Annotated in this window: 23 protein-coding genes; 9 read left to right on the top strand and 14 right to left on the bottom strand. The window is 71.3% G+C overall.

The window, feature by feature from the left end:
• The first annotated feature begins 195 nt into the window (after positions 1 to 195).
• The 4 genes from ASG53_RS06435 to ASG53_RS06420 all read left to right on the top strand — a co-directional run bounded on the left by ASG53_RS06435 (position 196) and on the right by ASG53_RS06420 (position 5,527).
• Positions 196 to 1,233 (top strand): putative F420-0 ABC transporter substrate-binding protein, encoded by a 1,038-nt coding sequence (locus ASG53_RS06435; RefSeq protein WP_156382679.1) that lies wholly within the window; start codon positions 196 to 198, stop codon positions 1,231 to 1,233.
• 238 nt (positions 1,234 to 1,471) lie between these two features.
• On the top strand, positions 1,472 to 2,479 hold the full coding sequence (locus tag ASG53_RS06430; RefSeq protein ID WP_056130849.1) for a putative F420-0 ABC transporter permease subunit: 1,008 nt from the start codon (positions 1,472 to 1,474) through the stop codon (positions 2,477 to 2,479).
• 155 nt (positions 2,480 to 2,634) lie between these two features.
• The gene (locus ASG53_RS06425; protein WP_268793410.1) at positions 2,635 to 3,489 is read left to right on the top strand and encodes a putative F420-0 ABC transporter ATP-binding protein; all 855 of its coding nucleotides are present in this window, start codon (positions 2,635 to 2,637) and stop codon (positions 3,487 to 3,489) included.
• Positions 3,490 to 3,754: 265 nt separating this feature from the next.
• Positions 3,755 to 5,527, top strand: coding sequence for an HNH endonuclease signature motif containing protein (locus ASG53_RS06420; RefSeq protein ID WP_082543891.1), 1,773 nt, complete (start codon positions 3,755 to 3,757; stop codon positions 5,525 to 5,527).
• A gap of 243 nt (positions 5,528 to 5,770) precedes the next feature.
• On the opposite strand, the gene ASG53_RS06415 is transcribed toward ASG53_RS06420, so the two are convergent.
• Positions 5,771 to 6,835 (bottom strand): glutathione S-transferase family protein, encoded by a 1,065-nt coding sequence (locus ASG53_RS06415; protein WP_056129885.1) that lies wholly within the window; start codon positions 6,833 to 6,835, stop codon positions 5,771 to 5,773.
• A 251-nt stretch (positions 6,836 to 7,086) separates the two neighbouring features.
• On the opposite strand from ASG53_RS06415, the gene ASG53_RS06410 reads away from it, so the two are divergent.
• From ASG53_RS06410 to cofD, 3 genes are all read left to right on the top strand, one after another.
• Positions 7,087 to 7,614, top strand: a complete 528-nt coding sequence (locus ASG53_RS06410) for a hypothetical protein (protein ID WP_056129883.1) — start codon at positions 7,087 to 7,089, stop codon at positions 7,612 to 7,614.
• Between the two features lie 171 nt (positions 7,615 to 7,785).
• Entirely contained in the window at positions 7,786 to 8,364 is a 579-nt protein-coding gene (locus ASG53_RS06405; RefSeq protein ID WP_056129882.1) for an HhH-GPD-type base excision DNA repair protein, read from the top strand.
• 51 nt (positions 8,365 to 8,415) lie between these two features.
• Positions 8,416 to 9,474 (top strand): 2-phospho-L-lactate transferase, encoded by a 1,059-nt coding sequence (gene cofD, locus ASG53_RS06400; protein ID WP_056129880.1) that lies wholly within the window; start codon positions 8,416 to 8,418, stop codon positions 9,472 to 9,474.
• 171 nt (positions 9,475 to 9,645) lie between these two features.
• Here cofD and ASG53_RS06395 read toward each other — a convergent pair whose 3' ends face one another.
• Complete coding sequence (locus ASG53_RS06395; RefSeq protein WP_235533850.1) at positions 9,646 to 10,101, bottom strand: MerR family transcriptional regulator; 456 nt, start codon at positions 10,099 to 10,101, stop codon at positions 9,646 to 9,648.
• Between the two features lie 170 nt (positions 10,102 to 10,271).
• Here ASG53_RS06395 and ASG53_RS06390 point away from each other — a divergent pair, with 170 nt between their 5' ends.
• The gene (locus tag ASG53_RS06390) at positions 10,272 to 11,531 is read left to right on the top strand and encodes an MFS transporter (RefSeq protein WP_056129876.1); all 1,260 of its coding nucleotides are present in this window, start codon (positions 10,272 to 10,274) and stop codon (positions 11,529 to 11,531) included.
• 9 nt (positions 11,532 to 11,540) lie between these two features.
• Here ASG53_RS06390 and ASG53_RS06385 read toward each other — a convergent pair whose 3' ends face one another.
• From ASG53_RS06385 to ASG53_RS06330, 12 genes are all read right to left on the bottom strand, one after another.
• Positions 11,541 to 12,437, bottom strand: a complete 897-nt coding sequence (locus tag ASG53_RS06385) for an NTP transferase domain-containing protein (RefSeq protein WP_056129874.1) — start codon at positions 12,435 to 12,437, stop codon at positions 11,541 to 11,543.
• The gene (locus ASG53_RS06380) at positions 12,434 to 13,270 is read right to left on the bottom strand and encodes a coenzyme F420-0:L-glutamate ligase (RefSeq protein ID WP_056129872.1); all 837 of its coding nucleotides are present in this window, start codon (positions 13,268 to 13,270) and stop codon (positions 12,434 to 12,436) included. Before ASG53_RS06380 ends, ASG53_RS06385 begins: the two co-directional genes overlap by 4 nt.
• Complete coding sequence (locus ASG53_RS06375) at positions 13,267 to 14,265, bottom strand: TIGR03557 family F420-dependent LLM class oxidoreductase (protein ID WP_056129870.1); 999 nt, start codon at positions 14,263 to 14,265, stop codon at positions 13,267 to 13,269. Before ASG53_RS06375 ends, ASG53_RS06380 begins: the two co-directional genes overlap by 4 nt.
• Positions 14,266 to 14,274: 9 nt before the next feature.
• The gene (locus ASG53_RS06370; RefSeq protein ID WP_056129867.1) at positions 14,275 to 15,075 is read right to left on the bottom strand and encodes an SDR family oxidoreductase; all 801 of its coding nucleotides are present in this window, start codon (positions 15,073 to 15,075) and stop codon (positions 14,275 to 14,277) included.
• Between the two features lie 172 nt (positions 15,076 to 15,247).
• The gene (locus ASG53_RS06365; RefSeq protein WP_056129864.1) at positions 15,248 to 16,612 is read right to left on the bottom strand and encodes an aspartate aminotransferase family protein; all 1,365 of its coding nucleotides are present in this window, start codon (positions 16,610 to 16,612) and stop codon (positions 15,248 to 15,250) included.
• Between the two features lie 213 nt (positions 16,613 to 16,825).
• Entirely contained in the window at positions 16,826 to 17,974 is a 1,149-nt protein-coding gene (locus ASG53_RS06360) for an ABC transporter substrate-binding protein (RefSeq protein ID WP_056129861.1), read from the bottom strand.
• Between the two features lie 145 nt (positions 17,975 to 18,119).
• Positions 18,120 to 19,001, bottom strand: a complete 882-nt coding sequence (locus tag ASG53_RS06355; RefSeq protein ID WP_082543829.1) for an ABC transporter permease — start codon at positions 18,999 to 19,001, stop codon at positions 18,120 to 18,122.
• On the bottom strand, positions 18,998 to 19,987 hold the full coding sequence (locus ASG53_RS06350; RefSeq protein WP_056129860.1) for an ABC transporter ATP-binding protein: 990 nt from the start codon (positions 19,985 to 19,987) through the stop codon (positions 18,998 to 19,000). Before ASG53_RS06350 ends, ASG53_RS06355 begins: the two co-directional genes overlap by 4 nt.
• Before the next feature lie 127 nt (positions 19,988 to 20,114).
• Positions 20,115 to 21,104: an ABC transporter permease gene (locus tag ASG53_RS06345; RefSeq protein ID WP_235533849.1), complete on the bottom strand. Its 990-nt coding sequence runs from the start codon at positions 21,102 to 21,104 to the stop codon at positions 20,115 to 20,117.
• Positions 21,101 to 22,132 (bottom strand): TIGR03842 family LLM class F420-dependent oxidoreductase, encoded by a 1,032-nt coding sequence (locus ASG53_RS06340; RefSeq protein WP_056129855.1) that lies wholly within the window; start codon positions 22,130 to 22,132, stop codon positions 21,101 to 21,103. The genes ASG53_RS06345 and ASG53_RS06340 overlap by 4 nt, the downstream gene beginning before the upstream one ends.
• Positions 22,133 to 22,196: 64 nt before the next feature.
• Complete coding sequence (hydA, locus tag ASG53_RS06335) at positions 22,197 to 23,612, bottom strand: dihydropyrimidinase (RefSeq protein ID WP_056129852.1); 1,416 nt, start codon at positions 23,610 to 23,612, stop codon at positions 22,197 to 22,199.
• A gap of 182 nt (positions 23,613 to 23,794) precedes the next feature.
• Positions 23,795 to 24,643 (bottom strand): nitrilase-related carbon-nitrogen hydrolase, encoded by an 849-nt coding sequence (locus ASG53_RS06330; protein ID WP_056129849.1) that lies wholly within the window; start codon positions 24,641 to 24,643, stop codon positions 23,795 to 23,797.
• 180 nt (positions 24,644 to 24,823) lie between these two features.
• Here ASG53_RS06330 and ASG53_RS06325 point away from each other — a divergent pair, with 180 nt between their 5' ends.
• A complete protein-coding gene (locus tag ASG53_RS06325; RefSeq protein WP_056129846.1) occupies positions 24,824 to 26,188 on the top strand; it encodes an aminotransferase class I/II-fold pyridoxal phosphate-dependent enzyme in 1,365 nt (454 codons plus the stop codon).
• The last annotated feature ends 103 nt before the right edge of the window (positions 26,189 to 26,291 follow it).

Genomic DNA, 26,291 nt, shown 5'->3' with positions numbered 1-26,291 from the left:
GGTAGGGTATCCCCAGATCCCGGACCTGATTTGGCCTGGTGGCGTGCCCGCTCGATGGGGTGCTGATCGTCGGTACGCAGTAGCCGTGCCTCCCGCTGACCACACCTCATCAGGAGTCTCCTCGTGCTGCCCAGCCGTCCCCGTGCACACCGCCGCCCTCTCGTCCCTCTTGCGTCTCTCGCCCCTCTCGCGCTCGTGACAGTCGCGGCGTTCACGTTGGCAGCCTGCTCGGCGAGCAGCGCACCGGCCACGGGGAACGCTGCGGACAGCTCGTCCTCGGGCGGGGCGACAGCCTCGTCGGGGACCAGCACGTCGGCCACGACGTATCCGTTGACCCTCGACAGCTGTGGCTTCGAGGTGACAGTGGACTCCGCGCCGCAGCGGGTCCTGACGATCAAGTCGTCGACCACCGAGATGCTGCTCGCCCTCGGGCTGTCCGACAGGATCGCCGCGACGGCCTTCCTCGACGGCCCCGTCCCCGAGTGGTTGTCCGACGCCGCGGAGGGCAACGACGCCGTGACCTCGCCGCTCTCGACCCAGGCGCCCGGTGCCGAGGCCGTCACCGAGGTGGAGCCCGACCTGGTCTACGCCGGGTGGGAGTCGAACCTCACCGCCGAGAGCGCCGGCGACCGCGGGACCCTCGCGACGCTCGGCGTCGCCAGCTACGTCTCACCGTCGGCGTGCAAGGGAGAGGCGTACATGCCCGACCCGTTGACCTTCGACGACGTGTTCGTGGACATCACCGAGGTCGGGACGATCTTCGACGTACAGGCCTCCGCCGCCGAGCTGGTGGCCCAGCAGCGCGCCGAGCTCGAGGCCGTCGTCCCCGACGAGCGGGGCCTCACAGCACTCTGGTACTCCTCCGGGACCGACATCCCCTACGTCGGGGCGGGCATCGGGGCGCCGCAGATGATCATGGAGGCCGCCGGTCTGACGAACGTGGCTGCCGACGTCCACGACACCTGGACCCCCTTCGGCTGGGAGGACGTCGTCGCGGCCGACCCCGACGTCATCGTGCTCGTCGACGCCGCGTGGAACACCGCGGACAGCAAGATCGCGATGCTCGAGGAGAACCCGGCGACAGCCAACCTGAACGCTGTGCAGGAGCAGCGGTACGTGGTGATCCCCTTCGCCGCGACCGAGGCGGGGGTGCGCAACGTCTCCGCGGTGTCTGACGTCGTCAAGCAGGTCGGGGCTCTGACCGTCGGCACCGACGACAGCGCTGCTGGCTGAGATGGGCCGGACGGGGCGGGTCGAGGCTGTGTCGAGCCATGGGGTGCCGGTCGCGGAGGGGTCGAGCGCGGCGAGGTCGAGCGCTGAGGTGCTGAGCGCGGGCGTGTCGAGCGCGGGCGTACCGAGCGCGGGCATCTCGAGCGTGTCGAGCTCGAGCTCGTCCGCTCCGGGCGGTCCTCTGCCGGGACCCAGCGAGCACGCACACGCCCCCAGGTCCCGTCCCCGCCCCCTCCCCTGGCTGACCGGCGCCACCACTGTGCTCGTGGCGACCGTGCTCCTCGCCGTGACGATCGGCTCGGCCGATCTCGGCGTCGGCGAGGTGTGGCGATCCGTCGCCTGGCACCTGACTCGCGGGCTCGGCCTCGACCACGTGGTGGGCGTCGAGCCGCTGAGCGTCCTGCGGGACGGCATCGTGTGGCAGCTGCGGCTCCCCAGGGTGCTCACGGCAGCCGCCGTCGGCGCTGGCCTCGCGCTCTGCGGTGTCGTCATGCAGTCCCTCACCCGAAACCCGCTCGCCGACCCCTACCTGCTCGGTCTGTCCTCGGGCGCGTCCCTCGGCGCGGTCTTGGTCCTCGTGCTCGGTCTGGGCGTGCTGCTGCCGGTCGCGGCCTTCGCGGGTGCTGTGTTGGCGCTCGCCGCTGCTCTCGGGCTCGCCGGTGCACTCGGCGCGATCACGCCGACGCGGACGGTCTTGTCGGGCCTCGCTGTCAGCCAGCTCTGCGCGGCGGCGACGTCTTTTGTCATCTTCTGGTCCGCGACGGGCGACTCCTACCGGGAGATCTTGTCGTGGCTCATGGGCTCGGTCGCCGCTGCCACGTGGGGATCGGTCGCGATCGCGGGGATCGCCGTGCTCGTCCTCGGGTCGCTCTTGGCGCTGTCGGGGTCGGTCCTGGACGCCTTCACCTTCGGCGACTCCTCGGCGGCCGCGCTCGGGATCTCGGTCGAGCGGACCAGGTGGCTGCTGCTCGTCGGCGTCGCGCTGCTCACGGGGGCGCTCGTGTCGGTCTCGGGAGCTGTCGGCTTCGTCGGGCTGATCCTGCCGCACGCCGTGCGGCTGCTCACCGGGGCGCGGCACAGGCTGCTGCTGCCGCTCTCCGCGCTCACGGGAGCGTCGTTCCTCGTGTGGGCCGACACGCTCGCGCGGACGGTCTTCGCCCCGCGGGAGGTGCCTGTCGGGATCATCACGGCGGCTGTCGGCGCCCCGGTGTTCGCCGCGCTGCTGTGGCGTGGGCGGAGGCTCGCGTGACACGGGCGCCGGGGCGGGGTCCTGGAGCCGGGAGGCGCGGTCCTGGTGCCGCGAGGGGCGGGCCTGATGCCGCGAGGGGCGGGCCTGGTGCAGCGGGGCGCGAGCCTGGTGCAGCGGGGCGCGAGCCTGGTGCAGCGGGGCGCGAGCCTCGTGGCATGGGGCTCGGGTCTGGTACCGCAGTCCGCGAGTCTGGTACCGCAGTCCGCGAGCCCGGTACCGCGGCGCGCGAGCCTCGGGACGGGCTCAGCGCCTCCAGGATGACGTGGTCCGTCGACGGCCGGACGATCGTCGACGGCGTCGACTGCACGGCTCCCGTCGGGGCGCTGACCGGTCTGGTGGGTCCGAACGGGTCCGGCAAGTCGACCCTCTTGCGCCTGCTGACCGGTGTGCTCGGAGCCGATGCTGGCGAGGTCGGCTTCGGTGGCGTAGACCTCCTGGGCCTCAGGCGTCGGGAGCGCGCGCGGCAGCTGGCCGTGGTCGAGCAGGACGCCTCGGCCGAGCTCCCGCTCACCGTGCGCGATGCTGTGCTGCTGGGTCGGATCCCGCACCGTTCGCTGCTGGCAGGCGACAGCGCCACCGACCACGCCATCGCCGACGACGCTCTGGCGCGCACCAGGATGACGGCCTTCGCGGACCGGGCCCTCGCCTCCTTGTCCGGGGGCGAGCGACAGCGTGTGCACATGGCCCGGGCGCTCGCTCAGCAGCCCCGTCTCCTCCTGCTCGACGAGCCCACCAACCATCTCGACATCAGCGCGCAGCTCGAGACAGTCGCGCTGCTCCGAGAGCTCGCCGACGAAGGCGTCACGGTGCTCGCGGCACTGCACGACCTGACGCTCGCGGCGAGCGTCTGCGACCACGTGGTGGTCCTCGCCGGAGGTCGGGTCGTGGCTGCTGGGCCTGTCGAGGAGGTGCTCGTGCCCGAGGTGCTCGACGAGGTGTACGGCGTCCGGTGCACGGTGCTGACCCACCCGGAGACGGGGAGACCTGTGCTGTCCTTCGCGCTGGCCTGAGGGACGGTGGGTCGGGAGAGCATCGTCGGCGCGTGTCAGTGGTGATCCGTAGAATTGGGACATGTCGACGGAACTGCTGATACCTCACGAAGTGCACGGTGCTGTTCGCGCCATGCCGTCAGGTCTCGCATCGCTGGCGTCTTCTCCCTTGCTCCCATCACCTACCTCGCCAGCATCTCTTGCGCCGCCTTCCGCGCCCGACGCGTCCCTTGTGTCGCTCGAGTCGCTCGAGCCCGACGATGCGGGGGCTGAGGACATCGACTCGATGACCCTCGCTCAGGTGAACGATCGCCAGGGCGAGCTGGTCGACGCGGTGGTCGCGGGGTTCGCCGAGGTTGCCGCTGCACAGGCTCGGTGCGCTGAGCGTGTCGAGGCGCTGCGCCGCTGGTCTCGCGACGCTGCCGACGCAGCCGCCCGGCGCCGGGGCCTGGAGCACGCCAGCGGCCTGGACCGCGGTCTGGCCGAGCGGTCGGTGACCGCCGAGCTCGCCTGCGCGCTGCGCCTGCCCGAGGGGTCGGCGTCCGCGCTGCTCGTCGAGTCGCAGTCCCTGGTCCACGAGCACCCCGCGACGATGGCCGCCCTGCGTTCGGGCGAGGTCTCCTACAGGCACGCGCTCGCAGTGCTCGACGCGACCACAGGTCTGGACGAGACATCGGTCCTCGAGCTGGACGTGCTCCTGGCCGACAGGGCTCGCAGCACCACGGTCTCCCGGCTCAAGCGCGTCGCCCGGCGCGAGCGTGAGCACCGCGACCCCCGCCCGATGTCGGTTCGCCACCGGCTCGCCGCCCAGGACCGCCACGTCGAGCTGCAACCGTGCGAGGACGGCATGGCGTGGTTGCACCACCTGCTGCCCGCAGTCCAGGCCACGGCGATCTTCCACCGCCTCACCGACATCGCCGCAGCCGTCCAAGGCCACGACGATCCTCGCACCCTGGCGCAGCTGCGCGCCGACGCCAGCATCGACCTGCTGCTCGACGACGACGCCCGCGCGGTGCTCGCGGCCTCGACCGCCGACGCCGAGCTGCCCGCACCTCACATCCCCTCGGCGGGCCCTTCAAGCCCCGAGGGAGGCGGCAGGTCCGGGGCGACCGACCGTCAACCTCTCCGCCTCAGCGCTACCCGCACCCACTCCCGCAGGACGAGTGGGCCCGGGAACGAGGCTGCGAGCGGGCACAGGAACGGGACGGCGAGCGAGGACGGGAACGACGCCGAGGATGCGGGCGCAGCTGTCCTGACCACCACCACAGGCGACGACGGACCCGCTCACTCGATCGCGGGCGTCGCCGACCGCGTCTCCCTCGGGGACATCAAGCCCCAGGTCGCCGTCACCGTCCCCGTCATGACTCTCCTCGGCCACTCCGACGAGCCTGGCGACCTCGCCGGCCACGGACCTATCGACGCCGACACCGCCCGCCGTCTGGCAGCCCAGGCGCCCAGCTTCCTGAGGATCCTCACCCACCCCGAGACAGGCACCATCTTGTCCGTGGGGCGTGACCGCTACGCCGTACCGGCAGACCTCAGGTCCTGGCTCCGGCTCCGCGACGAGACCTGCCGATTCCCCGGATGCTCACGCCGAGCTCAACGCTGCGACATCGACCATGTGACGGACTGGGCCCACGGAGGAGCTACCGACCACCACAACCTCATCCACCTGTGCCGGAAGCACCACCGGTTGAAGCACACCACCGGCTGGACCGTCAGCACCGAGTCCCCCGGCAGGGTCGGTCACGGGGACGAGTGCGCCCGCCCTCAGCCCGAGCGTCCTCTCGCAGGCACCATGGACAGACCCGCCACCCGCTCTCAGGATCGCACCGGCGCTGAGAGCGACACCAGCCCTGAGGTCAGCAGCGACTCCGCACGTCACGCAGCATCGCGGACCAGCGCTGACGTCGTGTACTGGACCACGCCATCAGGCCGCACGTACCTCGACCGCGCTGCCGTCGAGATCTCACGCGTCCACGACCAGAGGCGCGACGAACCTGGTACCGCGACCGCTGATCACGGCCCGGCCCCCTGGTCCGACGAGCCGCCGTTCTGACCCGGAGCGCTCGTGAGGACCACTGCGCCGGGCATGCTGGTCGCAGTCACGACGACCCCCGGGTGTCGCGACCATCGCGCCCGGCACTCCAGGTCCGACGTGCAGCCGACCAGCCCCGCAGGGGACGCAGAGGACTCAGCCGCGCCTCGCCGCGCCTCCGCAGTGTTCAGCCGCGCACCGCCCGGCAGTCTCCAGCCGCGCACCGCCCCGCAGACTTGAGCCGCGCACCGCCCCCAGCGATATTCAGCCGCGCATCGCCTCCGCGGAGTGCTGAGGGTCGACCTCCTCGCCGGGACGGACAGGGCCGGGCGCGGTGCCGTCGCCGAAGGGGCGACCACCGAGCGCGGCACGGTCGTGCGGCGCGAGCCACCCGCTGAGGTCCGGCCCCTTCGGCACGATGCTCGTGGGGTTGATGTCGGTGTGCACCACGTAGTAGTGCTGCTTGATGTGCTCGAAGTCGATCGTGTCGCCGAAGCCTGGCGTCTGGAAGAGGTCGCGGGCGTAGTCCCACAGCACAGGCATCTCGGTGAGCTTCGAGCGGTTGCACTTGAAGTGCCCGTGGTAGACGGCGTCGAAGCGGACCAGCGTGGTGAAGAGCCGCACGTCGGCCTCGGTGATCGTGTCGCCGACGAGGTAGCGCTGCGTCGACAGGCGCTCCGACAGCCAGTCGAGGCGGTCGAAGAGCCTGTCGTAGGCCTTGTCGTACGCCTCCTGCGATCCCGCGAAGCCGCACCTGTACACACCGTTGTTGACGTCCTTGAAGACCGCGAGCGCGACCTCGTCGATCTCGGCCCGCAGCGCCTCGGGGTAGAGGTCCGGCGCGCCCTCACGGTGGTGCGCGGTCCACTCGGTCGACATGTCGAGGGTCATCTGCGCGTAGTCGTTGGTGACGACCTGGCCTGTCGTCTCGTCGACGAAGGCCGGGACCGTGATGCCACGCTCGTAGTCGGGAAACCGGGCGAAGAAAGCGTCCTGCAGGCGCGGGATCCCCAGGACCGGGTCGACGCCGCCCGGGTCGAGGTCGAAGGTCCAGGAGCGGGCGTCGTGCGTGGGGCCTGCGACGCCCATCGAGATGGCGTCTTCGAGGCCCAGGAGCCTGCGGACGATGATCGCGCGGTTGGCCCACGGGCACGCCCTCGACACGACGAGCCTGTAGCGGCCTGCCTCGACCGGGTAGCCGTCGCGGCCGTCGGCGGTGATCCGGGTCGCGATGTAGCGCGCGTCGCGGGTGAACTCGGTGCCGGGGGTCACGTAGGAGCCCGCCGTGCTCTGGTCGTCTGCGGTCGTGGGGTTCGCATCGTCAGCCATAGTGCAATCTTGCATTACTTTGGCGGGCGCGGCAGGACCAGTGCGCAGATCCGGCCTCCGTCCTGGTGGACAGGCCTCCCGCCCGACGCCACCAGCCCTGAGCTGGACCGTGGTCGGGCCGAGCGGTGTGCAACCGTGGGGCTGAGAAGCCGGAGGAGGCGAGCGGCCGCAGCCGGCGCTGGAGGAAGATCACCCCCTCCGGACGGGCTCGGGCGGCCGGTCCCTCGCCCCGGAGCCGCTAGCGTTCCTGCGTGCTCGGACGTCGAGCACCGGAGCGAGGCATCGTCGAGGCCTCCTCCGTCGACATGCCTGGCACGGTCGTGAGGAGAGTCGTCGTGGGTGAGCTCATCGCCGAGGTGGTCGGGTGGATCGCCGACTCCCTCATAGGAGACGCGCTCGAACGCCGCCGACAGCGTCGTGCACGACGACGGCTCGACGAGGGCTTCCTGCGCTGCGAGGTCACGATGGTGTCCGGAAAGATCGGCGGACTGACCCGCGAGGGCGCGGCCGTCGAGCTCGAGCTTCTCGAGGGGGCCGTGGTGTGTCGACGCCGAGACGACCGTACGCGGGCGATCCACCTGCGTGACGTGACGCTGGACCCGACGTCGGCCCGTTCCTTCCACTCGGGAGATCCCGTGACGAGCGCGGACGACGACAAGCCGGTCAGGTGGCGGCTCAGCACCCCCACAGCGACGCTCCAGGTCGTGGCAGCGGGGGCGCTCCTGCGTGGCGCCTACGCGCGGGTCCACCCGGAACAGCCTGCTGTCCGGCTCGGCTGACCCGGCGCCGCGGCGCACCCACGTTCGCGTGGTCTGCCGCCCGAGCATCCTGGTGCCTGCGGACCGACCTGGTCCGGGCCGGCGCACCGGCCTGACGGCACGGCGTCCAGCCCGACCGGACCTGAGATCACTGCGCGGGCTCCGCTCGCCCCCCGGTGCCATGATGAGCAGATGACTCGTGACCTGTGGCTCACCGGTGACCCGGAAGCCGACCAGCTGCTCTCGGAAGACCCCTTCGCGCTGCTGATCGGCATGCTCCTCGACCAGCAGGTCACGATGGAGTCCGCCTTCGCGGGCCCGCAGAAGATCGCCGAGCGGATGGGCGGCCTGGACGTGCGGAAGATCGCCGAGGCCGACCCCGACGAGTTCTCCGAGCTCTGCGCCACGAAGCCTGCGGTCCACAGGTACCCCGGGTCCATGGCGGGGCGCATCCAGGCTGTCGCCCAGGAGGTCCAGGCGACGTACGGCGGCGACGTGACGCGTCTATGGACGGACGACTCCCCCGACGGCCCCACCGTCTTGCGTCGGCTCAAGGCTCTCCCGGGCTTCGGTGCACAGAAGGCGTCGATCTTCCTCGCGCTGCTCGGCAAGCAGTACGGCGTCCACCCTGACGGTTGGCGCGAGGCCGCAGGGGCCTACGGGGACGCCGACGCACGACGGTCGATCGCCGACGTCACCGACGAGACGAGCCTCGACGAGGTCCGTACGACGAAGAAGGCGATGAAGGCCGCTGCGAAGAAGAAGGGCTGACGGCAGGAGCACGTGACAGGACGCAGCCCGTCCTTGACTAGGCTCGTCACCATGAAGATCACTCTCCTCGCCGGCGGTGTCGGTGGCGCCCGCTTCACCCGTGGCCTGCTGCACCTGCTCGCCGAGCGCTACCCCGACGGCGCGGACGGCACCACGGCTCAGGTCACCGTCATCGCGAACACCGGCGACGACATGTGGCTGCACGGGGTCCGCGTCTGCCCTGACCTCGACACCGTGATGTACACCCTCGGCGGGGCGATCCACGAGGGGCAGGGCTGGGGACGGCAGGACGAGTCGAGCCGTGTGTCGGCCGACCTCGCCGCCTACGACCTGGGCTGGGAGTGGTTCACCCTCGGCGACCTCGACCTCGCCACCCACCTGGCCCGCACCGAGCTGCTGCGCGCCGGGAAGACCCTCACCGAGGTGACAGCCCACTTGTGCCGCCGGTGGGCGCCTGGCGTGACGCTGCTGCCGATGAGCGACCAGCCTGTCGAGACGCACGTCGTGGTCGGAGAGGGCACTCCGGAGGACCCGGAGCGGCTCATCCACTTCGAAGAGTGGTGGGTGCGGCACCGCGCAGGAATCTCCGCCCGTCGGTTCGAGCAGGTCGGGGTCGACTCCGCATCGGCGACACCCGAGGTCCTCGACGCGATCATGACGGCCGACCTGGTGCTGCTCCCGCCGTCCAACCCTGTCGTCTCGGTCGGGACGATCCTCGGTGTGCCTCGCATCCGCGAGGCGTTGCACGCGACCCCCGCCCCTGTCGTCGGCATCTCGCCGATCGTCGGCGGCGCTGCCGTGCGCGGCATGGCGGACGCCTGCCTGACCGCCATCGGCGTCGAGACGAGCGCCCTGGCGGTCGGGCTGCACTACGGCGCGCGCGAAGGCCTCGACGGTGACGACCTCCTCGAGGGCGACGGCCAGACCGAGGCTGCGGCGGGACGACTCGGGGTCATCGACGGGTGGCTCGTCGACGACAGCGACCACGAGGCCGTCTCGGGGCTCGAGGCTGCCGGGATCCGCTCACGTGCCGTGCCGCTGCTCATGACGGACGATGCGGCGACTGCGCAGATCGCCGCGGCCGCCCTCGACCTCGCCGGGTTCCGCTGAGGCGTGGTCGTCGTGGGGCTGTCAGCCGGTGACCCGTTCTCGTCGATGTCAGCTGCGCTGATCGCCGAGACTGTGGATCGACCGAAGCTCACGCCCGGCCGCCAGCATCAGCGCCCGGCCGCTAGACAGCCCGCAAGCATCAGCGTCCCGCAGCTAGACAGCCCGCAAGCGTCAGCGCCCGGCCGCGGTCACCGCGCCGAGGTACATCGCGATCGCGTCACGGTTCTTCGTGAGGCACTCGATCCGGCTGTCCATCCGGGCGAGCTCTTCCTCGAGGAGGGCCACGGTCTCCGGAGCCACGTCGTCGACGAAGATGCTGTCGGGCCGGTTGAGGCACGGCAGGATCAGATGGATGAGCCGGGTCGACATCCCCGCGCCCAGCAGACCGCGGATGTGCTCGACGCGTCCGACCAGACGCTCGTCGTAGTCGCGGTAACCGTTCGGCTCCCTGCTGGGAGTGATGAGGCCCTGCTCCTCGTAGTAGCGCAGCAGCCGTGGGGTCGTCCCGGTCCGGCAGGCCAGCTCACCGATGCGCACGGTCACCACTCTGCGCTCGGTCACTCCTGTGCGCACCGTCATCCCTGTGCGCACGGTCATCCCTGCGGTCGAGAGGTCGTCGGAGGTCAAGAGGTCGTCGGAGGGCCTCGGTCCCAGGGCGAGAGGAGATCTCCGCGTCAGGCAGTGGTCCTCGGAAGGTCTGAGGTCGTCGCACGATCACGGGGTGCACAACGTCACAGCCAGCAGAGATAGTCCCGGCTTGACCCTGACACTGGTGAGAAGGTCCGACGATCTCTCCTGTGACCACCGAACCGCACGACACCACAGCCCTCGCCCGTCAGACGCGCCCGTCCGACGCTGAGACCCCCGCGATCCGACCCGACCCGACACCCACCCGCCTCCCCCTGGCTTCCCTGCTCGCCCTCGCCGTGACCTGCTTCGTCACCCTGCTGAGCGAGACCCTCCCTGCGGGGCTCCTGCTCCAGATGAGCGACGACCTCGGGATCAGCACCTCGACCGCCGGGCAGACCGTCACCGTCTTCGCCGTCGGCTGCCTCGTCGGCGCCATCCCGCTCACCTCCCTCACCGCCTCGCTCCCCCGACGCGCCGTCGTCGTCGGGATGCTGCTCGGCTTTGTCGTGGTCAACACCGCGACGGCCCTCGCACCCTCCCTACCGGTCCTGCTCGCGACGCGGTTCCTCGCCGGTCTCGGCGCCGGGATGACCTGGGCCCTGATCCCCAGCTATGCCCGCAGGCTCTCACCCCCGCACCTGGCGGGCAGGGCCATCGCCCTCACCGCGCTGGGCAGCACGCTCGCGCTCGCCGTCGGCGTCCCGGCCGGGACCGCGCTCGGCGAGGTCGTCGGATGGCGGTGGACCTTCGGGGTGCTGTCGGTCGTCGCGCTCGGGCTGGTCGCGTGGGTGCGGCTCGGGACCGCGGACGTCCCCGGGACGCCCCGGTCAGGCTCGGGTGGCATCCCTGCGGCGCTGCGGGTCCCCGGTGTCCGGGCGATCATCGTCACCACCGCAGCGGTGATCGTCGCCCACAACCTGCTCTACACCTACGTGGCGCCGTACCTCGTGGACGTCGGGCTCGGGGAGAGCCTCGGGCAGTCGTTGCTGGTCTTCGGTGCAGGGTCGATCGTCGGCGCGATCCTCGTGGGCATCTTCGGAGACAGTCACCTCCGCCAGCTCGCCGTCGGGGGCACGGCGGCGCTCGTCGCCTCCCTCATGCTGCTCGGGACGGTTCGCGAGCCCGTTGTCCTGCTCGTCACGGTCGCCGTGTGGGGAGCCGTCTTCGGGAGCATCGCCCCCGTGCTGCAGACGGCCTCGGCGCGGGCTGCGGGCGCCTCGGCCGATGCCGCGCAGTCTGTCGTCGTGACGGTGTGGAACCTCGCGATCGCCCTCGGTGGGGCGGTCGGCGGGGTGGGGCTCGCCGTGGCGGGGGCCGGTGCGCTCCCGCTCCTGAGCCTGCCGCTCGCCATCGTCTCGCTCGTGATCGTCGTGGGCGGGCGCCGCTACGCCTTCCCACCGGGACGCGGGACTTCGAGCCCCGCGTAGGGCTGGACGCTACGCGACGGCCGCGGTCTCGTCGGTGCAGGGCATCTGGTCCAGCGCCGGGGGCCGCGGCCGCTCGACGTCCACAGGCGGTCCCGTACCGCTCTGCGCACGGCGGGCGAGGACCTGCGACGTCGCACGGCCGGCGCCGAGCTCCGCGACGGCGGCGAGGTCGCCGAGCCTGTCGACGTCCTGACGCAGACCCGACAGGTCAGGGACGTCGAGCGCGACGTGCCCACGCCGGACGTGCTCGGCGGCCGATCCTGCACCAAAAGCCGGGTCGAGAGGGACCCCTGCAGACGCCGTCAGCAACGTGGTGCCTGTGCCCTCGGCGTCGACGACGACGGCTCGCGGGAAGGCCGACGCCGCGGCGAGGGCGTCCTCGAGATCGGCGGGGCGCAGGGCCGGAAGGTCTCCGAGGAGGACGGCGACCGGACCGGCGCGGAGCCCGACGCCGGGCGCAGCCCCACCGGTGTCACCACTCGGGGCGGCCACCTCACCTCGTGCGATGGCGTCACCTGGTGCTGCTGCGGTCTCGCCGGCGGTAAGGCCTCCTGCTTCGGCGTCACCTCGTGCCGCGGCGACGCCCGCACGGATGGCCGCGTTGAGGCCGGCGGCCGGGACGGGCTCCGGCACGACCACGACAGGAGCCCACCCCGGTGGACGCACGCCTCGCAGGTCAGCGACCACGTCGTCGTCGTCCGTGACGACCACCACCTGCCCCACAGCGCGGGCGGCCCGAGCAGCAGCCACGGTGTCGGCGACCATCGCCCGAGCGAGCTCTGCGCGCTCCTGCGGGCTCAGGTCGCCGGACAACCTCGTCTTGGCCTGGGCGATGAGCTTGACGGGCACGATGACCGACCACTGCGCGGCCGGCGCCGTGGGCTGACCCGACGCCTGACGGGTCATCTCGACGGCTCGGCCGGCGCCTGGGCCGTCCCGCCGACGGCGTCCTTCCAGCCCTGCTCGTAGGCCTCGGCGCTGCCCTGGGCGAACATGTCGGCAGGACCGAGCCGCACGAGCGCACGAGCCCCGGGGCCGTCGTCGTCGATCGTCAGGTGCGCAAGACCGCGCACGACCGCGACAGGCCGCCCGCTGGTCTTGCCCTTGACGAGCTCGGCCGCAGCAGCGATCTCGTCGGCGACAGCCGCCACCGTGACCGTGAGTTCTCGGCCCTGGGCGTCAGTCTGGCCACGGAGGTCCTCCATGACCTGCACACCGGCTGCGCCGATCGCGATGTCCGTCTGGCCGGCACGCCAGGGGCGTCCGGCGGTGTCGGTCACGACGATGCCCACCCGGGCACCGAGGCGCTCCGCGAGCCCGGCCCGGAGCCTGCGCGCAGACTCGTCAGGGTCGAGCGGCAGCAGCAGCACGGTCCCGTCCGGGGTGTTGCTCGCGTCGACGCCGGCTGCGGCCATGACCAGACCGAGCCGGTTCTCCACGATCCGCGTGACCCCTCCCGGGTGCACGCGGGAGGCGACGACCCGCACGGTCTCGTCGGTGATCGCCTGCTCACGGTCCTGGGCCGAGACCACGCGACCCTCGGCCTTGGAGACGATCTTGCTCGTCACCACGACCACGTCGCCGGGCTCGAGCGGACGACCAGACGCGCTGACAGCACGCTCGACGAGATCGACGAGGTCGTCGCCGGGGCTGACTTCAGGGATCCCGTCGAGGGCCCAGACGCGCAGCTCGGGGGCCGGGGCTCCAGCCGCGGCCCCCTGAGTCGTGCTCTCGGTCATCGGACCAGCTTGGGCAGCACGTCGCGGCCGAAGACGTCGATCCACTCGCGCTGGTTGCGGCCCACGTTGTGCAGGTAGATGCGGTCGAAGCCGAGGTCGACGTACTTCTGGATGTTCGCGCGGTGCACGTCGGGGTCGGAGGAGATGACCATCCGGCCCTCGAAGTCTTCCGGGCGCACCAGCTTGGCGATCTGCTCGAACTCGAAGGGCGAGCGGATGTCGGCCTTCGGGAACTTCATGCCGCCGTTGGGCCACTCGGTCATCGCGTTGGCGAGGGCTTCTTCGTCGGTCTCGGCCCACGACAGGTGGATCTGGAGGACCTTGGGCATGCCCTCGGGGTCGCGACCGACCTCCCGGGCGCCGTCGTCGAACTTGCCGAAGAGCATCGAGATCTTCTCGAGGGGGGCTCCGACAGTGATGAGTCCGTCTGCGTGCTTGCCGGCGCGCTTGGCAGTGACAGGTCCCGCAGTTGCGACGAGGATCTCGGGGGCGACCTCGGGCATGGTCCACAGACGGGTCGACTCGAGCTTGTAAAAGGGCCCGGAGTGCTTGACGTCCTTGCCGGCGAGAGACGCCGTGAAGAGCTTCTTGATGACGTCGATGGCCTCGAACATGCGGTTGATGCGCTCGGGTGCCTCGGGCCAGTACTGCCCGATGATGTGCTCGTTGAGCGCCTCGCCCGAGCCGAGACCGAGCCAGTGACGGCCCGGGTACATGGCAGCGAGCGTGGCCGAGGCCTGCGCGACCATCGCGGGGTGCCAGCGGAAGGTCGGGGCGGTCACGCCGGGGCCGATGTCGCCGCGGGTGCGCTCGCCCAGGGACGAGAGCACGTTCCAGACGAAGGCGCTCTGCCCCTGCTGCGGGACCCAGGGCTGGAAGTGGTCCGCGGCCATCACACCGGAGAACCCGTGCTGCTCCGCGTACTCGGAATAGCTGATGATGTCTGTCGGGTGAAACTGCTCGAGCATGGCGGCGTAGCCGATGGTCAGGTCCATGAGTCCACCCTATCCCTGCGACCCGGACGGCACCCGGTGCGTCTTGGTGTAGGCCGCCTGGGCCCGCGGGCGCAAGATGAGGGTGTCGATGTTGACGTGCGGCGGCTGCGCGAGGGACCAGCGCACAGCCTCCGCGACGTCGCCCGCCTGCAGCGGACCGGGCACCCCGTCGTACACCGCGGCAGCCTTGGCGGTGTCCCCTGCGAAGCGGGTAAGGGAGAACTCTTCGGTGTGCACCATGCCCGGGGCGATCTCGACCACGCGGACCGGCTCGCCGACGAGCTCGAGGCGCAGCGTCCGCGTCGCGACCCGCTCGGCGAACTTCGCGGCCACGTACCCTCCACCGCCCTCGTAGGGCTCGTGCGCGGCGGTCGACGTGATGACGACGATGTCGCCCTCGGCCTCGCGCAGCGCCGGCAGGAGCGCGTTGACCACCCGGAAGGTGCCGATGACGTTGAGCTCGTACATGCGGCGCCAGAGCTCGAGGTCGGCCGCACCGACGGGGTCCGCGCCGAGCGCACCGCCCGCGTTGTTGACGACGGCGTCGACAGGGCCCACGGCCGTGACCTCGGCGACGAGGCGGGCGACGTCCTCGTCGGAGGTGATGTCGGCGACGACGTAGGTCGCGCCCGTACGCTCCGCGACCTCCGCGAGGCGGTCTTCGCGGCGGGCGACGGCGACCACGTCGTGGCCCTCGGCGCGGAGCAGCTCGACGGTCGCTGCGCCGATGCCCGACGAGGCGCCGGTGACGACGATGCGGCGCGGGACGGCAGGGGCTGGCTCAGACGGACGGACAGGGAGGTCAGACATGCAGGGTCTCCTAGAGATGGGTCGGACGGGGCACGGTGGGGGTCTCAGGTCGAGACTGGTCGGGAGAGAGGTGAGCAGAGCCTGGTCGAGAGGCCTCTGGTCGGACCCGGACGACCCGACGCCGCTGGCCAGCCGCGAACCGAGGGGGCGCGATGGCCGGCGGCCGGGGCGCTCAGAGCGCCGCCTCGGCCTCGGTGAGCACCTCGTCGTAGACCGCGAGCGCTCGGTCCACCTCGGCGGGTGTGACGACGCACGGCGGCACGACGTGCAGCCGGTTGTCGGCGACGAAGGGCAGCAGCCCTCGGTCGAGGCAGCCCTGCTTGACGGCTCCCACGACCGCGGGGGCGACGGGGGCACGGGTCTCCTGGTCGGCGACGAGCTCGAGGGCCCAGAAGACACCGCTCCCCCGGACCTCGCCGATGACCGGGTGCGCGGCGGCGAGGGCCTGCAGGCCGGGGCCGATGTGCTCGGCGCCGACGGTGCGGGCGTTCTCGACGATCTTCTCGTCGGCCATCGCCTCGAGGGTCCCGACGATCGCGGCCATCGCGAGCGGGTGGCCGGAGTAGGTGAGCCCGCCGGGGAAGACCCGGTCGTCGAAGGTCGCCGCGACGGGGGCGTCGATGATCACTCCCCCGGCCGGGACGTAGCCGGAGTTGACGCCCTTGGCGAAGGTCACGAGGTCGGGGCGGACGTCGTGGGCGTCGAAGGCGAACCAGTGTCCAGTCCGGCCGAAGCCGGCCATGACCTCGTCGAGGATCAGCAGGATGCCGTGCTTGTCGGCGATCTCGCGCACCCCGGCGAGATAGCCCGGGGGTGGGGTGAGGACCCCTGCGGTCCCCGGCACGGTCTCGAGGAGGATCGCGGCGATCGACGCCGGACCTTCGCACTCGACGACGCGGGCCAGGTGCTCGAGGGCTCGGGCGCACTCCTCCTCGGGGGTCGAGGCCCAGAAGTCGGAGCGGAACAGGTACGGCGTGAAGAAGTGCGCGTGACCGTGGGCGAACTCGTTGGGGATGCGCCGCCAGTCGCCCGTCGCGACGACGGCCGAGCCCGTGTTGCCGTGGTACGACCTGTACGCCGAGAGGATCTTGCTGCGTCCTGTGTGCAGGCGGGCCATCCGCATCGCGTTCTCGTTGGCGTCGGCGCCGCCGTTGGTGAAGAAGACCTTGTCCAGGCCGTCGGGGGCGCGCTCGGTGATGAGCTGGGCGGCGCGGCCCCTCGTGAGGTTCGCATGGGCCGGCGAGATCGTGGTCAGCACCTGGGCCTGCTCGGCGATCGCTGCGACCACCCGGGGGTGCTGGTGCCCGATGTTGATGTTGACGAGCTGGGAGGAGAAGTCGAGGTAGTGGCGGCCCTCGTCGTCCCAGACCTCGCAGCCGAGGCCTCCGGCGATCGTCAGCGGCTGGAGGGATCCCTGGGCGGACCAGGAGTGGAAGACGTGGGCGCGGTCGAGCTCGAGGGCTGTGCCGGGGGGCGCCTGAGAGACCGGGCTACGGACAGCCCCAGGTGACGGGGCGGCCGGGGTGGGCACGTTCATGGGACTCCTCGGGCTGGTGGTGGGGTGGGGTGGGAGGCGAGGCGAGGCGACCAGGATGGTCAGAGCCAGCGCGGCGGCTGACAGGAGGGGATCCTGGCGGGTCGGGGCTGCGGGGCTACGCGGCGTGCGCGAGCTGCAGGGCACGCGGGCTGCGGGAGTGCGGGCTGCGGGGGTGCGGCGCCGGCTCCCGGCGAGCCGCACCCCCGCGCTCCGTCAGTTGCCGCCCTCGGCGAGGGTGACGTCGATCGGCGCGTAGTCGGTGCCGACCACGTCGACGCCCTCCTCGGTCAGCGCATCGATGGCCTGCTGCACGTACTCCGAGATGTACGCCGACTCGGGCGGCGCCTCGGTGATGATCGTCGAGCCGGTCTCGTTCTCGGTCGACATCGCGAGCTCGACGGTCTTGTCCCACGCTGCGGGGTCGACGAGGCCGATGCCGCCCGTGGTGCTGGGCCAGATGAGCTTGTTGACCTCGTTGGCCATCCACAGCTGGTGGCTCGTCCCGAGGGTCGAGCCGGCGGCTGTGACGATGTCAGCGGCCTCCTGGGGGTTGTCGCGGGCGTAGGCCCAGCCCTTGAGGGTCGCGGTGAGGAACTTGACGGTGGTCTCCTCGTAGGCCGGGTCGGACTCGAGGCGTTCGGTGTCGGCCCAGACGGCGTCCTGGAGCATCGCGACACCCTCGTCGTTCCAGTCGATGACCGAGAAGTCGTCGGGCGTGTAGAGCTCACCCGTGTCCGGGTCCACGGTCTCGAGCAGCTGCGCGTACTCGTTGTACGTCATGGCCTGCGCGGCGTCGATGTCTCCGTTGAGCAGCCCGAGCATGTCGAAGGCCTGGGTGACGAGCGTGAAGTCGGTGACCCCCGCCTCCCCCAGCCCTGCGAAGAGCTCCCACTCGTTGCCGTAGCCCCACGAGCCGACGTTCTTGCCCGCGAGGTCCTCGACCGAGTCGATGCCCGCGTCGGCGAAGGAGACCTGGAGGGTCGCCGAGCGCTCGAAGATCTGCGCGACGTTGGTGATGTTCGCGCCCTGCTCGATCGACCCGAGCACCTTGGGCACCCAGGCGACCGCGTAGTCGACCTCCCCCTGGGCGAGGGCGTCCTGCGGCACGATGTCGCCGCCCGACGGGATGATCTCGACGTCGAGGCCCTGCTCTTCGTAGTAGCCCTGGTCGAGCGCGGCGTAGTAGCCGGAGAACTGGGCCTGGGTGAGCCACTGCAGCTGCAGCTTCACCGGCGTGAGATCTTCTCCGGTGCCGCCTGTGGCCGCGTCGGCGTCCTCGTCCGAGCTCGAGCATCCTGTGAGCACGAGCCCTGCGGCGACTGTCGCCGCAGCGGCCGCCCTCCAACGTGTGGTGGTCCTCATGTCTTCTCCCTGTGTCGGTCGGCCCCGGAGGCCGACGCGTGGGTGGACTGGTCCTTCTCGTGCGAGGCAGGCCGGCGGCTCGTCTCGCGACTGCCTGGCAGCCGTTGGCAGGTGGACATCGTTGGGGTTGGGTGCTCCTCGCCGACTACACAGGTCTCCTCCGGGTCGCGAGGTGCTCCGCGAACGCCGTCACCGTGAAGAACACGAGCCCGACGACGATCCCGCCGAGCACGTAGGCCCAGGCCCGCGCATAGTTGGAGCCCGACGCGGCCGTCGTGATGAAGGACCCGATGCCCGAGCGCGGACCGCCGAAGTACTCGGCGACGATCGCGGAGATCACCGCGAGGGACGAGGCGATGCGCAGCCCTGTGAAGACGAAGGGCACGGCGGTCGGGACCGTCACGGTGAGTGCCACCTGCCGGGGTGAGGCGGCGAGCGCCCGCATGAGGTCGCGGTGCACCGAGGTGACCTGCCGCAGACCGCGCAGCGTGTTGACGTACACCGGCACGAACACCGCGAGACCGGCGACGATCACGCGGGCCTGCTCGGAGGCTGCGCCGTACATCGAGTACAGGACCGGGGCGAGCGCCACGACGGGGACCACGGAGAGCGCGGTGACCACCGGCTCGCCGAGCCTGTCGACGATCTTCGCCGAGGACGCGACGACGGCGAGCACGATCCCCAGGACTGCCCCCACGACCAGCCCGACGAGGGCGTTGCGTCCGGTGACCAGAGCAGCTGAGGCGATAGGACCGGCGAGGTCGCGGAGCTCGTCGAGGATGGCTGACGGGCCCGGGAGCACGAAGGCTGGGACGTCTCCCAACGTCACGGCCGCCTGCCATGCGGCGAGGATCGCGGCGAGCAGGACCACCGGCGGTGCGACGGCCGCGAGCGCTGAGGCTCCGGAGCGCATGAGGCGGCGGTCTGACCAGGCGACGGATGCCCCGGAGGTCGACGTGTCCGCGGCACCCCCGGACGACTCGGGGGCTGAGGTGGTCGGGCCACCGACGGGCCGGGTGGTCGTCATCGCTGGTCCACCCCGGCGGGGCGCGCCGTGCGGCTCTCCCCAGCCGCACCGCCCGGACGTCCCGCCGAGGCCAGGTCGCCGTGCAGGGCGGTCCGGACCCTGGCGACGGCGTTGACGAAGGCGTCTGCCGTGCGCAGGTCGTCTCCGACGGCGTCCTCGGCCGCTGTGCTCACGGCTGTCGCTGGGGCGATGCCCGCGCGGTCGAGCCCGACGGGGACGATCTCCCGGATGCGGCCAGGTCGCGGCGACATGACGACCACGGTGTCCGAGAGGAACACGGCCTCGGGGATGGAGTGGGTGACGAACACGACGGCGGCCCGGGTCTCGGCGCAGATCCGCAGCAGCTGGGTCTGCAGGTGCTCGCGGGTCATCTCGTCGAGGGCACCGAAGGGTTCGTCCATGAGCAGCAGGCTCGGTTCCTCCGCGAGGGACCGGGCGATCGCGACGCGCTGCTGCATGCCGCCCGAGAGCTGGTCAGGAAAGCTGTCGGCGAAGTCGGCGAGCCCGACGAGGTCGAGCAGGTGGTCGACCCGCTCTCTCCGGGCTCCTCGGCCGGTCCCGGACAGCGCGAGCGGGAGCTCGACGTTCGCCCGGACGGTCCGCCACGGCAGCAGGCCGGCCTGCTGGAAGGCGATGCCGTACTCCCGGGACAGCCGCGCCTGGCGTGCGGGCCGCCCGAAGACCTCGACCGTGCCCGAGGTCGGCTGGTCGAGGTCGGCGACGAGGCGCAGCAGCGTCGACTTGCCGCAGCCCGAGGGACCGATCAGGGAGACGAACTCTCCAGGTGCGACCGTGAGGCTCACGTCGTCGAGGGCGACGACCTGGCTGGCCCCGCGGCCGAAGACGCGCGTGACGGAGTCGACGTGGACGGCCGAGGCCTGGGCACCTTGGGATGCGTGCGACGCCTGGGACGCCAGGGGCGTGGGCACCGTGCTGGCGGGTTCAGACGTCGAGAGGGGCGGGGACTGCGGGTCGGGCTGAGACATCAGAGCGCTCCTCGGGTCGGTCGGGCGTGAGCACGAGCAGGGGCTGGGCCAGGGGCGCGGGCGTCGGCGGGGGCAGCTGCAGCGGCAGTGGCGCGGGCAGGGGCAGAGAGACCGTCGGCAGCCGCGCTCATGCGACCACCTCGCCCCGACGGAACCGGCCGAGGGACCGGCCGAGGAGCGTCACGAGCCCGGCCGCGACGAGACCGAGGACCACGGCGCCGAAGATCGGTGCCCAGGGCTTGGCGGGGTCGCTCGACGCGAAGTTCGCGAACTCGAGGATCATCCGGCCGATCCCACCGGGCAGGCCCGTCGCGACCTCGGCCACGACGGTCCCGATGACGGCGTTGGCAGCCGCGAGGCGCAGGGCGGGCAGCAGGTGCGGGACGGCGGCCGGCAGACGGAGCCTGACGAGGGTCGCGAACCACCCGGCCGCGTAGGCGGTCATGAGCTCGACATGGATCGTGTCGGGCGACTGCAGCCCGCGGAGCATCCCGACGGCCACGGGGAAGAAGGCGAGATAGGAGGCGATCACGGCGACGGACATCCACGGTTCCCACGCGAGGCTGCCGATCTCGAGCTTCGCTCCCCACGACCGCACGAGCGGGGCGAGGGCGATGAGCGGGACGGTCTGAGACAGCACCACGAGCGGCAGGACAGCCCGCTCGACGACCCGCAGCCGCTGCATGGCGAGCGCCAGCAGCATCCCGACGGTCACGCCGACGACCCAGCCGACCACGGCGATCCCGAGGCTCAGCGCGCCGGCCTCGAGGACGGCCCGCCACAGGACCGGGGCGTCACGCGCCCCCGACACGGGGTCGAAGAGCCGCGCGACCATCTCCCAGGTGTGCGGCATGGCGAGGTCGGTCGTGCGTGGCAGCAGCCGGGTCTCACCGAGAGACCAGCCGTCGGCCGGCCCGAGTGCCTTGTAGAGCTCCCACACCGAGCCGAGGACGACGACGGCGAAGACCGCGACGACGGGCTTGGAGCCCAGGACACGGGCTGGCAGCGAGGTCGAGCCCGCACGCGGCGCCGACCTAGGTGCACGGACCGGCGCACCGGGCACTTCCGCCCGCTCCCCGGGTGAGGCGCTTGTAGCCACCACGGCAGGGCTCGTCATGCCTTGGCCGTCACGTGCTCGGCCATCGCCGGGATCACCCGCTCGCCGTACAGCCGCAGGGTCTCCTCCTTGTTGTCGTGCTGGAGGTACCCGGCGAACTGGTGGACCCCGAGGTCTTGCAGCGCCTGGAGCTTCTCGACGTGCTCCCGCGGGGAGCCGAGCAGGCAGAACCTCTCGACGATCTCGTCGGGCACGAAGCTCGTGTGCGAGTTCCCGACCAGGCCGTGCTCGTTGTAGTCGTAGCCCTGCCGGCCCTCGATGTAGTCGGTGAGCGCCTTGGGGACCGAGGAGTCCGCCCCGTACTTCGAGACGATGTCGGCCACGTGGTTGCCGACCATCCCCCCGAACCAGCGGCACTGCTCGCGCATGTGCGCCCGCTCGGCCGGCGAGTCGCCGTCGCCCACGTACATGGGGGCTGCGACGCAGAACGTGATGGCCTCGGGGTCCCGTCCGGCCTTCTCGGCCGCCTCCTTGACCACCTTGATCATCCAGGCGGCGATGTCCGGGTCGGCGAGCTGGAGGATGAAGCCGTCCCCCACCTCGCCGGTGAGCTTGAGCGCGAGCGGGCCGTAGGCCGCGACCCACATCTCGAGCTCAGAGTCCTTGGACCACGGGAACTGCAGCGTGGACCCGTTGAGCTCGACGCTGCGGCTGTTCGCCAGCTCGCGGATCACGTGGATGGACTCGCGCAGCGCCTTGAGCGTCGACGGGCGTCCGTTGAGCACCCGGACCGCCGAGTCCCCGCGGCCGATGCCGCAGACCGTGCGGTTGCCGAACATGTCGTTGAGCGTCGCGAACAGCGACGCCAGCACGGTCCAGTCGCGCGTCGACGGGTTGGTGACCATCGGGCCGACCTTGATCTTGCGGGTCGCGGCGAGCATCTGCGGGTACACGACGAAGGGCTCCTGCCACAGCAGCGGCGAGTCGAAGGTCCACGCGTAGGAGAACCCGTAGGTCTCGGCCAGGCGCGTGAGCTCGACGACGCGTGACGCCGGCGGGTGGTTCTGGAGGACGACACCGAAGTCCATGAGCGGTGTCCTTTCTGTCAGGGCTGGGGTTGCTGGGGAGGGAGGCTCGGGGACGCACGACCCCTCAGATGAGGTACTGCGACAGCCCCCGCTTGACGTACCGCCCGTGCCCGGGGCGACCGTGGTACTCGCCGTCGGCGACGAGGACCTTCCCGCGGGACAGCACCACGTCCACGTGCCCGTCGACCTCGAAGCCCTCCCACGCGGAGTAGTCGAGGTTCATGTGGTGCGACTCGACCGAGATGCTCGTGTGCCCCGCCGGGTCGTACACGACCACGTCGGCGTCGGCCCCGGGCTGGATGACACCCTTCGTGCCGTACAGCCCGAACATCCGGGCCGGCGTGGTGCAGCAGATCTCGACCCAGCGCTCGAGCGAGATCTTGCCCGTGACCACGCCCTGGTAGATGAGGTCGAGCCTGTGCTCGACCGAGCCGATCCCGTTCGGGATCTTCGTGAAGTCACCGACACCCATCTCCTTCTGCCCCTTCATGCAGAAGGGACAGTGGTCGGTGCTCACGAGCTGCAGGTCGTTGGTGCGCAGCGAGCGCCACATGTGCTCCTGGTGGCCGTCGGACCGCGAGCGCAACGGCGTCGAGCACACCCACTTGGACCCCTCGAAGCCCGGGGCGCCGAGCTGCTCCTCGAGGGAGAGCCACAGGTACTGCGGGCAGGTCTCGCCGAAGACGTTCTGCCCGGTGTCGCGGGCCTCGGCGATCCGCTGCGCGGCCTGCTTCGCCGAGACGTGCACGACGTAGAGGGGCGCCCCGGTGAGCTCGGCCAGCCGGATCGCGCGGTACGTGGCCTCCTCCTCCGTCTGCCACGGGCGGGTGAGCCCGTGGTGGATCGGGTCGGTGTCCCCGCGCTGGAGGGCCTGCTGCTGGAGCAGGTCGATGACCGACCCGTTCTCCGCGTGCATCATCAGCAGCCCGCCGTTGTTCGACACCCGCTGCATGGCCTGGACGATCTGTCCGTCGTCGGAGAGGAACACGCCCTTGTAGGCCATGAAGAGCTTGAAGCTCGACACTCCCTCGTCGATGAGCGTGTCCATCGCCGCGAGGGAGACGTCGTCGACCCCGCCGATGATCTGGTGGAAGGCGTAGTCGACCGCGCACCTCCCGGCGGCCTTCTCGTGCCACGCGGCGAACTGCGTGAGCACGTCCTGGCCGGCGTACTGGACCGAGAAGTCGATGATCGTCGTGGTGCCGCCCCAGGCAGCGGCCCGGGTCCCCGTCTCGAAGCTGTCCGAGGCGAAGGACCCGCCGAAGGGCATCTCCATGTGCGTGTGGGCGTCGATCCCGCCCGGGATCACGTACTTGCCTGTCGCGTCGATCCTGCGGTCGACCCCGGCGAGGAAGGTCTCGCCGAGGACGGCCGAGCCAGGTTCGAGGACGGCGACGATCGTCTCGTCCTCGACGAGGACGTCGGCCAGCCCCGTCCCTGTCGCGTTGACGACGGTCCCGCCGGTGATGAGCGTGTACATGGGTCTCCTGGGGGGTCGGAGGAGGTCGGAGGAGGTCGGAGTGCTGGGGCTGAGCGGGGCGCAGACACGGGGCCGGGCGCGCGGTCCAGGTCGGACGGAGCCGGGCCGGACGGGACCGGGCGGCGCCACGCCGTAGGCCAGGCCGGGCCGGTCGGGACCGGGCCGCGCCGGGCCTGCCTAGGTCACGGCGCGACGAGCGCCTCGTACGCGTCCGGGCGGCGGTCGCGGAAGAACTGCCAGCGCTCGCGCACCTCACGGACCTTGTCCAGGTCGATGTCGCGGATCAGCAGCTCGGGCTCGGTCGACGAGCCCATCTCACCGACCAGGGCGCCGTCGGGGCCGACCACGTAGGAGGAGCCGTAGAAGTTCACGGCCTCGTCCCCGAACTCGTCGTCCTCGAGCCCGACCCGGTTGGTCGCCACCACGAACATCCCGTTGGCGACGGCGGCAGCCGGCTGCTCGATCTCCCACAGCCGGTTCGAGATGCCGGGTGCCGTGGCGTTGGGGTTGAACACGATCTCCGCGCCGCCCAGGGCCAGAGCACGCCATCCCTCGGGGAAGTGACGGTCGTAGCAGATGTTGACGCCGATCGTCCCGACGGCCGTGTCGAAGACCGGGTACCCGAGGTTGCCGGGACGGAAGTAGAACTTCTCCCAGAACTTCGGCAGGTGCGGGATGTGGTGCTTGCGGTACTTGCCGAGGTAGCTGCCGTCCGAGTCGATCACCGCAGCCGTGTTGTAGAGGACGCCAGGCTGGTCTTCCTCGTACACCGGGAGCACGATGACGATGTCCAGCTCCTTGGCGAGCGCCTGGAAGCGCTCGGTGATCGGGCCCGGGACCGACTCCGCGTACTCGTAGTACTTCGTGTCCTGGACGATCCCGAAGTACGGGCCGTAGAAGAGCTCCTGGTAGCAGATGATCTTCGCGCCCTGGGCCGCCGCGTCACGGGTGAACTGCTCGTGCTTGGCGAGCATGGACTCCTTGTCGCCGGTCCACGTCGCCTGGGTCAGTGCTGTCCTCACGATCGTCACGCGGACACCTCGCCTCTCCTCGTCGCCGCCTCCACCTGGCGGGCTGATGGGTGTGACTCTCGGCCTTGAACATTTCCGCGGCGTGTCCCCACGTAACGTCCCTGAGAACGCTCGTGTCGGTCGTGTTAACTCTCCGGCCAGGCGCTCCGTCCCCGGTCGCGGGCACCACAAGATCAGGGCATGGACCTCGCCGAGCTCGTGACAGACCGCACGCCCGCAGGGATCGCCGCGACCCTCGCGCGGCTCATCAGGTCCGGTGAGATCGCGGCCGACGAGCGCATGCCGACGGTCCGGGACGTCGCTGCCCAGCTCCGGGTGAGCCCGGGGACCGTCTCCGGGGCGTGGCACGCCCTCGCCGAGGCTGGCCTGGTCCGCACGCGCGGGCGGGCCGGCACCTTCGTGCTGAGCCAACGCTCCACGTGGCTGCCGCCGCGGTACAGGGACCTCGCCGCGGGCGACCAGGTCCCGTACCGGATCGACCTGTCGTCGGGCACCCCCGACCCCCAGCTCCTTCCCCCGCTCGGCGTCGCCTTCGCCAGGCTGGCCCGGCGCACGCAGGGGGCGACCACGTCGAGCTATCTCGGGCCCGCGCTCATCGCGCCGCTCGAACGACGCCTGCGGGCCGACTGGCCCTTCGTGCCCGAGGCACTCACGGTCGTCGACGGTGCGATGGACGGGCTCAGCCGGGTGCTCGAGCTCCGCGTGAGTCTCGGGTCGCGCGTCGCGGTCGAGAACCCGTCCTTCCCACCCTTCTACGACCTGCTCGACCACCTCGGTGCGCAGACCCTCGGGGTCGACGTCGACGAGCACGGCATGAGGCCCGACGGTCTCGCGCGGGTCCTCGACGACGGGCCGGGCGTCGTGCTGCTCCAGCCGCGTGCGCACAACCCGACGGGGGCGTCGCTCACCGCTGCGCGGGCCGCCGAGCTCGCCGACGTGCTGCGCCGCCACCCGCGGGGCCGCGACGTGCTGGTCGTCGAGGACGACCACTCCGGGAGCATCTGCCAGGCGCCTGACGTGAGCCTCGGGACGCACCTACCAGGCCAGGTCGTGCACGTGCGGTCCTTCTCGAAGTCCCACGGACCTGACCTGCGCATCGCCGCGATGTCAGCGCCGGCCGACCTCATGCGCGACGTCGTCGCCCGGCGGATGCTCGGCCCCGGGTGGACCAGCCGCATGTTGCAGGAGGTCCTGCTCGAGCTGCTCACGGACTCGACGGTCCGGGAGAGCGTCGCCCAGGCCCGCAGCGCCTACGCTCTGCGGCAGCGTGAGGTCTCCCGCGCTGTGCGTGCGACCGGCGCGGAGCTGCGGGCCGGCGACGGGATCAACATGTGGCTGCCGGTCACCGACGAGCGCGCCGCGACAGTGCACCTCGCGGCGCTCGGCATCCGGTGCGCCCCCGGGGCGCCCTTCACCACGAGCGTCACGAGCACCACGAGCACCCCGAAGCGACCCGGCGGTCACCTGCGGATCTCGCTCGGGCAGGTGCGGCACGGGTACGAAGAGGTCGGGACGGCGCTGGGGGTCGCGGCGCAGCAGCGGTGAGCGGTACGACAGTAAGTCAGTCAGTCAGGAGCAGCGCGGCAGTCATGAGCGGCGCAGCGGCCGTGAGCAGCGCGCGGTTCAGCGGGTGAGCGGCGCGAGGTTC

The sequence above is a fragment of the Sanguibacter sp. Leaf3 genome (assembly GCF_001425965.1).
Classification (GTDB): domain Bacteria; phylum Actinomycetota; class Actinomycetes; order Actinomycetales; family Cellulomonadaceae; genus Sanguibacter; species Sanguibacter inulinus.
Note: the sequence above shows the minus strand (reverse complement) of the source record. Positions and strands in the feature narration are given on the sequence as shown.